General features: G+C 67.3%; 9 protein-coding genes. All 9 read left to right on the top strand.

Annotated elements, in window-relative coordinates; genetic code table 11:
- Positions 1-15: 15 nt before the first annotated feature.
- The 9 genes from ACSFBF_RS30075 to ACSFBF_RS30035 all read left to right on the top strand — a co-directional run bounded on the left by ACSFBF_RS30075 (position 16) and on the right by ACSFBF_RS30035 (position 14,412).
- Positions 16-573 (top strand): type VI secretion system tube protein Hcp, encoded by a 558-nt coding sequence (locus tag ACSFBF_RS30075; RefSeq protein ID WP_435473410.1) that lies wholly within the window; start codon positions 16-18, stop codon positions 571-573.
- 31 nt (positions 574-604) lie between these two features.
- On the top strand, positions 605-1,444 hold the full coding sequence (locus ACSFBF_RS30070; protein ID WP_435473409.1) for a type VI secretion system accessory protein TagJ: 840 nt from the start codon (positions 605-607) through the stop codon (positions 1,442-1,444).
- Positions 1,437-1,952 (top strand): type VI secretion system baseplate subunit TssE, encoded by a 516-nt coding sequence (gene tssE, locus ACSFBF_RS30065; RefSeq protein WP_093058744.1) that lies wholly within the window; start codon positions 1,437-1,439, stop codon positions 1,950-1,952. Before ACSFBF_RS30070 ends, tssE begins: the two co-directional genes overlap by 8 nt.
- Before the next feature lie 7 nt (positions 1,953-1,959).
- Positions 1,960-3,852, top strand: a complete 1,893-nt coding sequence (tssF, locus tag ACSFBF_RS30060) for a type VI secretion system baseplate subunit TssF (protein WP_435473406.1) — start codon at positions 1,960-1,962, stop codon at positions 3,850-3,852.
- An 8-nt stretch (positions 3,853-3,860) separates the two neighbouring features.
- Entirely contained in the window at positions 3,861-4,913 is a 1,053-nt protein-coding gene (tssG, locus tag ACSFBF_RS30055) for a type VI secretion system baseplate subunit TssG (protein ID WP_435473404.1), read from the top strand.
- The gene (gene tssH, locus ACSFBF_RS30050; RefSeq protein ID WP_435473402.1) at positions 4,910-7,621 is read left to right on the top strand and encodes a type VI secretion system ATPase TssH; all 2,712 of its coding nucleotides are present in this window, start codon (positions 4,910-4,912) and stop codon (positions 7,619-7,621) included. The genes tssG and tssH overlap by 4 nt, the downstream gene beginning before the upstream one ends.
- 324 nt (positions 7,622-7,945) lie before the next feature.
- A complete protein-coding gene (locus tag ACSFBF_RS30045; protein ID WP_435473400.1) occupies positions 7,946-10,753 on the top strand; it encodes a type VI secretion system Vgr family protein in 2,808 nt (935 codons plus the stop codon).
- Between the two features lie 12 nt (positions 10,754-10,765).
- Positions 10,766-13,363, top strand: coding sequence for a DUF2169 family type VI secretion system accessory protein (locus tag ACSFBF_RS30040; protein ID WP_435473398.1), 2,598 nt, complete (start codon positions 10,766-10,768; stop codon positions 13,361-13,363).
- Positions 13,360-14,412, top strand: coding sequence for a pentapeptide repeat-containing protein (locus ACSFBF_RS30035; protein WP_435473396.1), 1,053 nt, complete (start codon positions 13,360-13,362; stop codon positions 14,410-14,412). Before ACSFBF_RS30040 ends, ACSFBF_RS30035 begins: the two co-directional genes overlap by 4 nt.
- Positions 14,413-14,414 lie beyond the last annotated feature (2 nt).

Raw genomic sequence — 14,414 nt, 5'->3', positions numbered from 1 at the left:
ATTTCCGGAGGTGATATGGCATTTCTAGACGACGGCTCCTGGAGCCCTGAAGACGCCCGGCAGTTCTTCGACCTGATCGGCACCGGCTCGGCCGAAACCGACCTGGTCATGCTGATCGAGAACAAGGGCGCGCCAGTCGAAGGCGAGCTCGACCGCCCCTTCGACGACGGCAAGGCGCGCCTGAACATCGGGGGCTACTACTGGTCGGTGCAGGTGCCCGAGTCTTCCAGCCAGAACCAGGTCGTGCCCAACAACCTGATCGTTGCGCGCCGCAGCGACGCGGCCACCGCCACCATTGCCAGCTTGCTGCGCGCGCAGGAGAAAGACCTGAAGGTCATGATCAGCGCCTACAAGTCCGGCGGCGACGATCGCTCGCCCGATGCGCAGTCGACCTTCGAGCTGGTGCTGGAGAACGCGCGCATCTGCCGGCTGGTGCTCAACTCCGGCGGCCACTGGGGCGTGCCCTCGGAGCTGATCTCGATCAGCTACCGCACCGTGAAGGTCAGGTCGGCTCCGCAGAAGACCACTGGTTTGCGCGGCGCGGTGCGCGAATGCCAGTTCACCCGCGCCTGAGCCTCATCACACCACCCAGGAGCCGCACACCATGACGACCGCCGCCGAATTCCTCAAGGCTGCCGACCCGGCCGCCGCGCTCAAGGCCCTGAGCGACGACGTGCGCGCCAAGCCTTCCGACAGCAAGCACCGCGTGTTCATGGCGCAGCTGCTGTGCGTGCTCGGGCAGTGGGAGCGCGCGCTCAACCAGCTCACCGTTGCGGCAGAGCTCGACGCGCTGGCCGTGCCCATGAAGCAGGTCTACGGCGAGGCCGTGCGTTGCGAGGGCCTGCGCGCCGAAGTGTTCGCCGGCACGCGCACGCCCATGATCTTCGGCCAGCCCGACCAGTGGCTGGCGCTGCTCATCGAGTCGCTGCTGCGGCAGGGCCGCGGCGAGAGCGAACTGGCTGAAGACTTGCGCCAGCGCGCCTTCGACGGTGCGCCCGCCATCAGCGGCACCATCGACGGCGCTCCCTTCGAATGGCTGGCCGATGCCGACATGCGACTGGGCCCGGTGCTCGAAGCCTTCGTCAACGGCAAGTACTACTGGATTCCGTACGCGCGGCTCGCGCACATCAAGATCGATCCGCCCGAAGACCTGCGCGACTGCGTGTGGATGCCCGCGCACCTGCAGTTCGAGAACGGCGGCGAAACGCTCGCGCTGATTCCCACGCGCTACGAGGGCACAGAGAAGGTCGAAGACGGCGAGCTGCGTCTCGCACGCAAGACCGAGTGGCGCGAGCTGCGCCCCGAGGTATGGGCCGGCTACGGCCAGCGCGTGCTCGGCAGCGACGCGGGCGAGTACGCACTGATGGACGTGCGCGAGATCCTGTTCACGCAGGCCGCGGACACCTCGGCGGGCGAAGCCGATGAGGGCAGCGCCGATGGCTGAGCTCACCGCGCAGGAGCGGTTGCAGCCTTCGCTGCTCGACCGCCTCGTCGACAACGCCCCCGACGAAAAACGCGAGGGCGACGAGAAGCGCACGCTGACCAAGCAGGCGCTGCGCCAGGCCGTGCTGCGCGACCTTGGCTGGCTGTTCAACGCCACCGGCTACGGCCTCTCGATGGACGACAAGCAATACCCGAACGCGGCGCGCTCGGTCATCAACTACGGATTGCCTATGCTGTCTGGCCAGTTCACCTCGTCGGTGCAGCGTGTCAGCATGGAACAGGCTTTGAAGAACGCAATCCTGCAGTTCGAGCCGCGCATTTTGTCCCGCACACTCGAAGTGGAACTCGTCATGGAAGGCCCGGCACTGGACTCCCACAACAGCATCGGCCTGCAGATACGCGGCATGCTGTGGGCACAGCCCGTGCCGCTGGAGTTCCTGATGCGAAGCCGCGTTGACCTGGAAGAAGGACGCATCGAGATAGTGGACATGGCGCAAAACCCAAGGTGAGTCCCGCATGGACCCTCGGCTGCTGAGCCTGTACGAACAGGAGCTGCGCTACTTCCGCGAAAGCGCTTCCGAGTTCGCGCGGGCATTTCCAAAGATTGCGCATCGACTTGGCATCGAGGGCCAGGAAGTGGCCGACCCGTATGTGGAGCGGCTCATCGAGGCCACGGCGTTTCTGTCGGCACGGGTGGGCCTGAAGCTCGACGCCGAATACCCGCGCTTCACGGGGCACCTGCTCGACATCGTCTATCCGCACTTTCTTTCGCCCACACCGGCGATGGTGGTCGTGTCATTCGTGCCCGACCCCGACGATGCGAACCTTGCGACCGGCCCTACCTTGCCGCGCGGCAGCGGCCTGCGTGCAAGGCAGGCGGTAGGGCAGAACACGCACTGCGAATTCCGCACGGCCAGCGCATTGCGTATCTGGCCCATCGAAGTGCAGCGCGCGCAGTACTTCACCTACGCGCCCGACCTGCCGCTCAACACGCACCCGCAGTCGCGCGCCATCCGCGGCGGCTTGCGCATTGCGCTGCACGCCACGGCCGGCCTGAACTTCAGCCAGATCGCGCTCGACGATCTTGTGCTGCACTTCGGCGGTGCCGAAGACGTGGCCTGGCAACTGCACGAATGCGCGCTGGGCCAGCCCATCGGCGTGCTGGTGCGGCCGCTCGCGCCCAGCGGTGCGCTGCAAGGCACGGCGCAGAGCCTGCCGGCCAGCGCCATCGGCGCGGTCGGTTTCGAGGAAGACGAAGCGCTGCTGCCCACCACCGCCACCGGCTTCTCGGGCTTTCGGCTGCTGCAGGAGTACTTCGCGTTTCCGCAGCGCTTTCAGTTCGTGCGCATCGGCGGGCTCCATGCACTGCTTGCGGCCATGCCCGTGACCGACGTGGAGATCGTGCTGCTGTTCTCGCGCGGCGACGCGGCGCTCGAAAAACTGGTGAGCGCCGACAACGTGCAGCTGCACTGCGTGCCCGCCGTCAACCTGTTCAGCAAGCGGCTAGACCGCGTGCCCATGACCGAGGGCGTGAGCCAGTTTCACCTGGTGCCTGACCGCACGCGCCCGCAGGACTTCGAGGTGCACACCATCACCGAGGTCATCGGCCATGGCGCGCCCGGCGCCGATGCGGTCGCGGCCGAGCAGCCTTTCAGGCCTTTCTATTCGGCCTTTCACGGCAGCCGCAACAGCCACCCGGCCTACTTCACGACCACGCGCGAGCCGCGCATGCTGTCGGTGCGCCAGCGCACCGAGGGCAACCGCAGCAGCCACATCGGCTCCGAGGTCTACATGCAGATCGTCGATCCGCAGCAGGCGCCGTACTCGGCCACGTTGCGGCAGCTGGCGGTGACGGCGCTGTGCACCAACCGCGACCTGCCGCTGCTGATGCCGCTGGGCCGCGAGAACGACTTCGACTGCGTCGATTCATTTCCCGTGCAGCGCGTGCGCATGGTGCGAGGGCCGTCGCGGCCGGTGTCGCCGGTGGTGAGCCAGGGGCTCGGTTGGCGCGTGGTCGATCACCTCGCGCTCAACTATCTGTCGCTGTCCGACAGCACGCCGGAGCAGGGCGCCGCCGCGCTGCGCGAAACGCTGATGCTCTACGCCGTGCATGCCGACGAGATGCGCCAGGGCCAGGTGCGCGGCCTGCTGTCGGTGAAGTGCAAGCCCGTTGCGCGCAGGCTGCCGCTCAAGGGGCCGATCGCTTTCGGGCGCGGGCTCGAGGTGACGCTCGAAGTCGACAAGGACGCCTTTCATGGCCACAGCGCCTTCCTGTTCGGCGCCGTGCTGGCGCGCTTTCTCTCGCGCCATGTGGAGGTGAACCATTTCGTCGAGACCGTGCTGCGCGTTGCAGGCAAGGGCGAGACCATGCGCTGGAGGCCGCTGTGCGGGACGCGACAGATTCTGTAAGCACGCGGGTGGATAACGCGCTGCGCGGGTGGTCTGCGGAGCCGTGGTCGTTCGACTACTTCGCGGTGATGCGCCGGCTGGAGTCCGTTGCCAAGACCACGCCGCGCTGGGGCCGCGCGCTGCTGCCGAGCGCAGAGCCGGTGCGCGTGGGACAGGAGCCGTCGCTCTCGTTCGCACCCGCGAGCTTCAGCCGTTTCGAGCCCGCCACCGCCTATTCGCCGCCGCGCCTGCGCCAGCACTTCTTCAGCTACATCGGCCCCAACGGCCCGCTGCCGGTGCACCTGAGCGACTTCATCCGCGAGCGCAGCCTGAACCATGGCGACCCGACGTGGCTGGCTTTTCTCGACAGTTTTTCGCACCGCTTCTCGCTGCACTTCTATCGCGCATGGGCGCAGTCGCGGCCGGCCGTGGCGCTCGATCGGCCGGGCGAAGACCGCTTTCGCCTGCAGGTCGGTGCGCTGGTCGGCATCGGCACGCCGGGCCGCGTGGACCGCGACGAGATCCATGACGACGCGCGCCTGCATTTTTCGGGCTGGCTCTCGCGCCGCGTGCACAACGTGGAGAGCGTGGAGTCGGTGCTGTGCAGCTACTTCGGCGTGCCCGTGAAGCTGGAGCGCTGGGTCGGCCACTGGATGAGCCTGCCGGTGGCAGAGCTCACGCGGCTGGGGCAGGGCGAGAGCTCGCGCTCGATGGGCATGGGCGCCATGCTCGGCACCCGCGCGTGGGATCGCCAGCATCGAGTGCGCCTGCACATGGGCCCGCTCACGCTCGAGCAGTACCGCATGTTCCTTCCCATCGGCAATGCGCGCCCCGTGCTGCAGCGCTGGATGCAGCAGCTGCTCGGCGACGAGCTCGAGTGGGACGCCGAACTGGTGCTCGAGAAGGCGCAGGTTCCGCTCACGCGGCTTGGCGACACGAAGGGCAACGCACCGCGCCTGGGCTGGGTGTCGTGGCTCGGGCAGCGCAAGCGTTCGCGCGATGCGGCGGACGTGCGCATCGGCAACCAGTCTTTCAACAAACCCATCTTCATTCGTTCAGAAGAGATACGGAGTCCCTCATGAGTGAAATCAGCCGCACCGCCCTTTTCGGCAAACTCAACTCGCTGGCCTACAAGGCCATCGAAGGCGCCACCGTGTTCTGCAAGATGCGGGGCAATCCGTACGTGGAGCTGGAGCACTGGTTCGCCCAACTGCTGCAGGCGCAGGACTCCGACCTGCACCGCGTGATCCAGCACTACGGGCTCGACGTGTCGGTCATCGCGAAAGACATGACTACCGCGCTCGACCGCCTGCCGCGCGGCGCCACCGCCATCAGCGACTTTTCTCCGCACATCGAGAACGCCATCGAGCGCGCATGGACCTATGCCACCCTGCAGTTCGGTGAGGCGCAGGTGCGCACCGGCTACATCATGGTCGGCATGCTGAAGACGCAGAGCCTGCGCAACCCGCTGTTCGGTTTGTCGAAGCAGTTCGAGAAGGTCAAGGTCGAAGACCTGGCCGACAACTTCGCAAAAATCTGCGACGCCTCGCCCGAAGCGCAGATGCGCGCGCAGGACGGCACCGGCATGGGCAGCGGCACCCCCGGCGAAGACTCGGGTGCGATGGCGCCGGCTGCCATGGGCAAGGGCGATGCGCTGAAGAAGTTCGCGGTCGATCTCACCGAAAAGGCGAAGAAGGGCGAGATGGACCCGGTCACGGGTCGCGACGAAGAGATCCGCCAGATCGTCGACATCCTCATGCGCCGTCGCCAGAACAACCCGCTGCTCACCGGCGAGGCCGGCGTCGGCAAGACGGCGGTGGTCGAAGGCTTTGCACAGCGCCTCGCGCGCGGCGACGTACCGCCGCAGCTGAAAGACGTGAAGCTGCTCACGCTCGACATCGGCCTGCTGCAGGCCGGCGCGAGCATGAAGGGCGAGTTCGAGCAGCGCCTGCGCCAGGTGATCGACGAGGTGCAGAGCTCGCCCACGCCCATCATCCTGTTCATCGACGAGATCCACACGCTGGTGGGCGCGGGCGGTGCGGCAGGCACCGGCGACGCGGCCAACCTGCTGAAGCCGGCGCTCGCGCGCGGCAACCTGCGCACCATCGGCGCCACCACTTGGGCCGAGTACAAGAAATACATCGAGAAAGACCCGGCACTTACCCGTCGCTTCCAGGTCGTGCAGGTGCCGGAGCCCGACGAGACCAAGGCCATCCTGATGCTGCGCGGCGTGGCCAGCGTGCTGGAGAAGCACCACCGCGTGCAGCTGCTCGACGAAGCCATCGAGGCGGCCGTGAAGCTGTCGCACCGCTACATTCCCGCGCGCCAGTTGCCCGACAAGGCCGTGAGCCTGCTCGACACGGCCTGTGCGCGCGTGGCCGTGTCGCAGCACGCGACGCCGCCCGAGGTGGAAGACTGCATGCGCCGCATCGAGGGGCTTACTGTCGAGCAAGAAATCATCGGCCGCGAAGAGGCCATCGGCATCGACGTGACCAAGCGCGCCGCGCAGGTCACCGCGCTGCTGGCCGAATCGAAGGTGCAGCTCGATGCGCTCAATGCGCGCTGGCAGGAGGAAAAGGGGCTGGTCGACCGGCTGCTCGAACTGCGCAGCAAGCTGCGCGCAGGCAACAAGCCGGTGGATACGCCTGCTGCTGCCGGCACCGATGCGGCACCAGCCGCCGCTGCAGAGCCCACGCACGACCGCGCCGCGCTGCTCGCCGAGCTGCATGAGCTGCAGGCCAAGATCCACGCAGTGCAGGGCGAGTCGCCACTCATCCTGCCTTCGGTCGACGAGCAGGCCGTGGCCTCGGTCGTCGCGGACTGGACCGGCATTCCCGTCGGCCGCATGGTGAAGAACGAAGTGGAGGCTGTGCTCAAGCTCGCCGACACGCTCAACCAGCGCGTCATCGGTCAGAAGCACGGGCTGGAAATGATCGCGCGCCGCATCCAGACATCACGCGCGCGGCTCGACAACCCGCAGAAGCCCATTGGCGTGTTCATGCTCTGCGGCACCTCGGGCGTGGGCAAGACCGAGACCGCGCTGGCGCTGGCCGAGGCACTGTACGGCGGCGAGCAGAACATCATCACCATCAACATGAGCGAGTTCCAGGAGGCGCACACCGTCTCCACGCTCAAGGGCGCGCCTCCGGGCTACGTGGGCTATGGCGAGGGCGGCATCCTGACCGAGGCCGTGCGCCGCCGCCCCTACAGCGTGGTGCTGCTCGACGAAGTGGAGAAGGCCCACCCCGACGTGCACGAGATCTTCTTCCAGGTGTTCGACAAGGGCTGGATGGAAGACGGCGAGGGCCGGATGATCGATTTCAAGAACACGATCATCCTGCTGACCACCAACGCCGGCAGCGAGCTGGTGATGAGCATGTGCCGCGACCCGGAGCTGCTGCCCGACTCCAACGCGCTCGCCGATGCGCTGAAGGCGCCGCTGATGAAGGTGTTCCCTCCCGCGCTGCTGGGCCGCATCGTGACCATTCCCTACTACCCGTTGTCGCCCGAGATGATGAAGAAGATCGTTCGGCTGCAGCTGGGGCGCATCAAGAAACGCGTCGAGACCAATCACGGCGTGCCCTTCGAGTACAGCGAAGCGGTGGTCGAGCAGGTGGTCGCGCGGTGCCAGGACCCGGAGTCGGGTGGGCGCGTGATCGACGCGATCCTTACCAACACTGTGCTGCCTACGATTTCTGTCGAGTATCTGCAGCGTCTTGCTTCCGGCGGGGAGATCCGCCGGGTGGCGCTGGACGTGAAGGATGCGGACTTCACTTACGCGTTCGACTGAGATGAAGACCTGTCTTTTTGTTCGCCGCGTTGTTTGGGGGCGCGATCACGCCGACGGGGTGCCTTGCTCCGCGAATGTCCCCCGGCCTGCGGCCTCCTCCTTTATTTCGCTGCGCAAGGCACCCCATCGTCGTGATCGTCCAGCGCAGCGGTTGAACCGCCCGCACAAGCATGGCGTTCCCTGTGCACAGGGCATCGGGTGCTCCCCGCAGCGAAATAAAGGAGGAGCCGAAGGCGGGGGACATTCGCGGAGGGGAGTACCCGGTGTCCTGTGCACACGCCCTGAACCAGCGCATCCCGAACGACCCAACTGAGAAAAAAGAAAATGGCCGACCACGAGTTCCGCATAGAGAGCGATTCACCCGCGAAGGACGACCTGATGTTCTGGCGCATCGTGGGCCACGAGGCGCTTGCGCGTGCGTCGGCCTACGAGCTCACGGTGATCTCGGAGAACAGGGCACTCGACGCCAAGGACATCCTCGGACATGCCTTCGACGTGGTCATCGAATTCCAGGATGCCGATGGCGGTACGCACGAACGCCACTGCCAGGGCCATGCCGTGCGCTTCGTGCGCGCCGGCCACATGGGGCGGCACTACGAATATCGCATCACCCTGCGCTCGTGGTTCTGGCTGCTCACCAAGCGCGCCAATTCGCGCATCCTGCAAGAAAAGAAAGTTCTCGAAGTGCTCGATGCTGTGTTCGAGGACAGCCCCATCAAGCGCTTCAAGAAAACCAAGGCCGACAACGTGATCGGCACCCACAACCCGCGCCGCTACTGCGTGCAACACCAGGAAAGCGACTACCAGTTTCTCTCGCGCCTGCTGGAGGACGAAGGCATCTACTACTGGTTCGACGCGCATGACGCGCCCGGCACCATGCATCTTTCGGACGCCAGCGACATGGCGCACGACAAGCTGCCCGCCGCCGACACCCTGCGCCACATGGCCACCAATGCCGCCGAGCCGCGCTTCAACGAGATCTCGCGCTGGGTCAGCGGGCGCCAGTTCGACACCGGAAAGCATGCCTCGCGCGATAGCGACTTCAAGGCCATCAAGAAGAAGCTGGGCGCAGACATCGACGCTTCGGACGACCACGAACTCGCCAACCTGGAGCTGTTCGAGTTTCCGGGCGGCTACTTCACCGGTGACGAAGCCGAGACCCGCGCCAAGCTGCGCGGCGATGAACTCAACGCGCGCCGCGACCGCCACTGGGCGGTGACGCCGTGGCCCGACGTCACCGCCGGGCGCGGCTTCAAGTACGAGGGCGACCCCGACGGCACGCGCAACGGCGACTACGTCATCGCCGCCTGCACCTTCGTCGCCAGCCACCGCGGTTACGAGGGCGTGAGCGCCAGCGCCACGGCGCGGCCCGTGCACAACGCGCTGGCCGACGTGCTGCGCGACGACGCGGTGAACGCCGACACGCTGCCGGTGCTTGAGGAGATCATCGCCGCCACGCCTGCGCTGGCCGCTGCGCAGACCGGCAGCAGCATCTTCCTGCTCACCGTGATGCCGGCTGAGCGCTTGTTCCGCGCGCCGCGCCTCACGCCGCGCGTGACCATGCCTGGCCCGCAGACCGCCATCGTCGTCGGCCCCAAGGGCGACGAGCTGCACGTGGATGACCACGGCCGCGTGAAGGTGCACTTTCACTGGGACCGCTACGACGAGAGCAACGAGAAGTCGACCTGCTGGGTGCGCGTGTCGCAGCCATGGGGCGGCAAGGGCTGGGGCGGCTACTTCATTCCGCGCATCGGGCAGGAGGTGATCGTCGACTTTCTCAACGGCGACCCCGACCGGCCGATCATCGTTGGGCGCGTCTACAACGACGAGCAGCCCATTCCGTACAAGTCGCCCACGCAGAGCGGCTTCAAGACCCGCTCCACGCCCGGCGGCGGTCCTGCGAACTACAACGAGATCATGTTCGAGGACAAGAAGGGCGAGGAGAACATCAACATCCACGCCGAGCTCGACATGAGCCGCAGCGTGGAGCGTGACGACTCCACCACCATCGACCGCGACCAGACCATCACCGTCAAGCGCGACCAGACCAGCCTGGTCGACCGCGACCGCAAGAGCACCGTCACGCGCAACGACACCAACATGGTGGTGGTCGACCAGAAGAACACGGTCAAGGGCAAGCAGAACAACCAGGTGGTTGGCACTCGCACCACCTTCGTCGACAGCGACGACAAGACCATGGTCACGGGCACCAGCCTGAGCGATGTGACCGGCGCGCGCACCGACACCTCGCGCGCCGGCGAAACCCGCAACGTCACCGGCAACCAGACCATCACCGTCAGCGGCAACGTCACCTACAAGGCTGCGAAGATGAGCTTCGAGGCGGCCCACATCGACTGGCTGGTGACGGGCTCCAACTCCAAGTACATCACCGTGCCCAGCGGTCCGCTGGGGCTGATGGCCGACAAGATCAAGCTGATAAGCAACACCAAGATCGAGATGATGGCGGTGGGCGACATCAACGCTACCTCCATCGGCTCGAACACCACGGTACTGGGCTCCAATTCGAGCGGCTACATCGGCACCAACAGCGAAGCCAACATGGGCGTGACCCGCTCGACCTTCATCGGCATGAGCATCGAGAACGCGCTGGCGCTGGCCATGGCCAACGTGCTGGGCGTGAACATCGAGAACACGGCGGGCGTGAAGCTGACGAATTGCGCGGCGCCCGACATCGCGGCGGTGGCGATGGATGTCAAGCAGTCGGCGCTGCACACCTTCACGCCGGGCGCCGGTGGTGCGGGCGCGGGAGCCGCGGCGGTGGGCGGCGCCGTCGCCGCGATAGCGGGCGCCGCCTCGGCCTACACAGACATCGGCGCCACGCTCAAGCAGTACGCCGATGCGGCAACGGCACTGGGCAAGGCCGCCGACGACGCGCATGCAGAAGGCCTGCACAGCCTGGAAGACCGGCTGCGGTCGCTGGCGGGCAAGGCCAGCAACCGGCGCTTCGACGCCATCCTCGGGCTGGTGCCGATCATGGGGCTGGGGCTGCCGATCGCGGAGGTCTTTACCAGCGACCCCAGCGGCACCGCCGATCTCGGCAAGGTCAACAACGCCGTCGAGCCCGACGGCTCGGCCCGGCCGCCCGCAGAGCGCGAGCCCGAAGACGACTAGCCAGGGCGCCGAATGCAAGTCCTCAAGCCCCAGGCGCTCGGCCTCTCGACGCGGCCCATCGAGTTCCGCAAGCGGTTCGGACTCAGCGTCAGCGCGTACCTGCACCTGCCGTTCGCGCAGGGCGAGCGCGGCACGCTGTGGGCCGAGCAGTCGATGTGGTCCTTTCTTGCGAAGGAAATGGCGCAGCCGCTGATCGACGAAGGCGTTGCCAAGCTCACACCCGAGTTCCTGGTGCACGGCAAGGCCTTCGCGCCGCCCGACCGGCCAGACGCCTGCGCGGTGCGCGCGCGCTTCGGCGCGTGCGAGAAGACGCTGCTCGTCTTCGGCGAGCGGCACTGGGAGGGTACGCGCGCCACCGCGCCGCAGCCCTTCGAGTCGTTGCCGCTCGACTGGGCTGCCGCATACGGCGGCGCCGATTTCGCGCAGAACCCGCAAGGCCGGGGCCGTCAAGCACGCGACGGCGTCCTGTGGCTGCCCAACACCGAGTTGCCGCAAGACCGGCTGCTGCGGCCCGACCAGGCCATTGCGCCGGCCGGCTTCGGCGCGCTCGACCTGATGCATCCGCAGCGCGCGCAGTACCGCGGCATCTACGACGCCGACTACCTGAAGCTGCATGCGCCGGGCTTCGCACCCGACACCGACTGGCGCTACTTCAACCTCGCGCCTCCCGACCAGTGGATGGCTGCGCCGCTCGCCGGCGACGAGCCCTTCGCCTTCGACAACATGCACCCGCAAAAGCCGCGCATCGAAGGCCGCCTGCCGGGCCTGCGCGCGCGCGTGTTCGTGGGCTACAAGATTGCCGGCAGCAGCGAGCCCAAGGTGCGCGAGGTGCCGCTGCGGCTGACCACCGTGTGGTTCTTCCCGCACGCGGAGCGCTGCATCGCGATCTTCCAGGGGCTGGCCGAGGTCGGCACCGACGACGGCTCCGACGTGGCCAGCCTGATGGGCGCGGTAGAGCGCACCGACGAGCCGCGCAGCGACGCGCATTACCTCGAAGCTGCGGCCAAGCGCGCAGACCCGAAGATGGGCCCCGTCTACGCCATCATCGACAGCGACCTGCTGCCCGAAGGCATCAGCACGCTCGACCCCGACGTTGAAGCCGCCAAGGCACCGTTCGGCATGGACGGCCTGCAGGGCGAGGCGCAGTACCGCCGAGCGGAGATGGACGTCGAGTTCGCGCGCGACAAGGCCGTGGAAATGGGCAAAGACCCCGACGCGCTCGGCATCAAGATGCCGCCGCGCGAGAAGGTGCCTGTGGGCGACGAGCTGCCCCCGTACATCGAGAAGAAGATGAAGGAGGCCAACGCGCAGGGCTGGGCCGCCGTCGAAGACGCCGTGACCGTGCTCGAGAAGGCGCTGGAAGCGGCGGAGCAGCACCGCATCGACCTCGCCAAGGTGCAGCACCGTGGGCCGCCGCTCTACAGCGCCGAGAAGCATCTGGCCGAGATGCAGGCGCAGGCGGCCGTCAGCACCCGCAAGGTCGACCTGATGCCGATGTTCCCCAAGCTCTGCGAACTCGAGGAAGTGCAGCGCAAGGGCTACCTGCAGTCCGCGCACGTGCAGCCGCCGGCCTTTGCGATGCCGGCCGATGCGGCAGCGGCATTGCGCGCCGAGATGACGCGCGCCATCGCGGCCGGCATCAAGCTGTTTTCGCGCGCCGACTTCACGGGCGCCGACTTTTCTGGCCTCGACCTGCGCGAGGTGAACTTCGAAGGCGCATGGCTGGAGAGCGCCAATTTCAGCAACGCCAACCTCTCGGGCGCCATCTTCGCGGGGGCGGTGCTCGCGCATGCGAACCTCGAAGGCGCCATTGCCATCGGCGCCAGCTTTCGCGAGGCCAACCTCGGCAAGGCGCAGCTCGCGCGCGCCGTGTTCGACGGCTGCGATTTCTCGCAGGCCATGCTCATGCACTGCGCCTTCGGCGGCACGCAGATGCGGCGCGCCAACTTCACGAAGGCCCAGCTGCTCGACACCACCTGGGGCGAGGCGGACTGGACCGGCGCGCTGCTCGCGGGCCAGGTCTTCCACAAGCTCGACCTCAAGGGCATGCGCTGGCCCGAGGCCGACCTGTCGGCCTGCAACTTCATCGAGTGCGACCTCACGGGCGTCGACATGCACGACGCCACGCTCGCCGCCGCCACTTTCGTCACCTGCAAGCTCGACGCCGCCCGGCTCATGGGCGCGAAGTGCGCCGGCGCCGTGGCCGTGAAGGGCACCAGCCTCACCGATGCCGAGATGGGCCTGGCCGACCTGCGCAACTTCAACTTCGGCGCTTCGGACCTGCGCGGTGCGAAGCTGGTGCGTTCCGTGCTTGATGGCGCCAACCTCTGCGATGCGCGGCTCGACGGGGCCGACCTGCGGCTGGCCAGCGCCAAGGGCGCGCTGCTGCGCAAGGCCGTCTGCACCGGTGCGCTGCTGTCGGGCGTGAACTTCAGCGACGCCGTGTTCCAGTCGGCCGACCTGCGCGGCGCCGACCTGCGGCGCAGCAACCTCTTCGGTGCCGACCTGAGCCGCGTGCGGCTCGACGGCTCGACCAGCTTCGACGGTGCGTTGCTCCAGCGCGCGCGCACCTGGCCCCGGCTCACCCCTGAACAGCAGGCAGCAGCATGACACCGCAACTGCTCGCCATTGCCGTTGGCGTCGGAGAGACGCTGGAAGGGCTCGACCTGCGTAAGGGCCAGTTCGCGAAACTGCCGTTGGGCGGTGGCGTGTTCTCCAAGGTCAACCTTGCCGAAGCCGACCTGCGCGCTGCCGACTTGCGCGAGACCGTGTTCGACCAGTGCGACCTGCGCGGCGCGCTCGTCTCGGGCGCAAACCTGCGCAAGGCCGTGTTCAATCGTTGCCTGCTCGACCACGTCGACCTGCGCGAGGCCAACCTGCACGGCGCCGTGTTCACCGAATGCGACCTGACGCACGCGCAGCTGGCCGGCACCGTGCTCACCATGGCCACCGTCACGAAGTGCCGACTCGACCACGCGGTGCTGCGCGGCGCGCAGCTCGACTCGGCGGTGTTCAGCCAGTCGGTCTTGCTGGACGTGTGCGCCGACGACACCAGCTGGCACTACACCACAGTGAACGAGTGCGACCTGTCGCACCTCACGTGGACCGGCGCGCGCATGCTGCGCAACGTGTTCTTCAAGACCTCGCTGAAGGGCATGTCGTTCGCGGGGCTGGAGCTGGAGGGCTGCCAGTTCTCGTCCACCGACCTGGGCGGCGCGGACTTCAGCGGCATCGTGCTGCGGCAGTGCAACTTCCAGGGCGCGCGGCTCGATGGCGCGAAGTTCGCGAAGGCGGTGGCGCCCTCGTCGATCTTCTGCGAGGCGGGCGGCACCGGGTGCGACTTCTCGGGCGCGAAGCTGAGGCAGGCGCTGTTCACCGGGGCCGTGCTGCCGCAGGCCAACTTCTCGGGCTGCGACCTGTACCAGACGCACTTCGCGGGCGCGAAGCTGCGCGGCGCCAACTTCACGGGCGCCGAACTCACCTATGCCGATTTCCGCCATGCCGACCTGGCCACCGCCGACCTGCGCCACGCCACGTTGATGCGCACCGTGCTGCATGGCGCCAATACGGAAGACGCGCAGATGACCGACCGCGCACGCGCCATCGAGAGCGACCCGGAGCTGGAGAAATCCGAGCGCTGGCAGCCACTGGTCGCGTGACG

Source organism: Variovorax nivicola (genome assembly GCF_051216475.1).
Taxonomy (GTDB): Bacteria; Pseudomonadota; Gammaproteobacteria; order Burkholderiales; family Burkholderiaceae_C; genus Variovorax.
The sequence above is the reverse complement of the archived record's forward strand: the minus strand, read 5'-3'. Positions and strand labels throughout refer to the sequence as shown.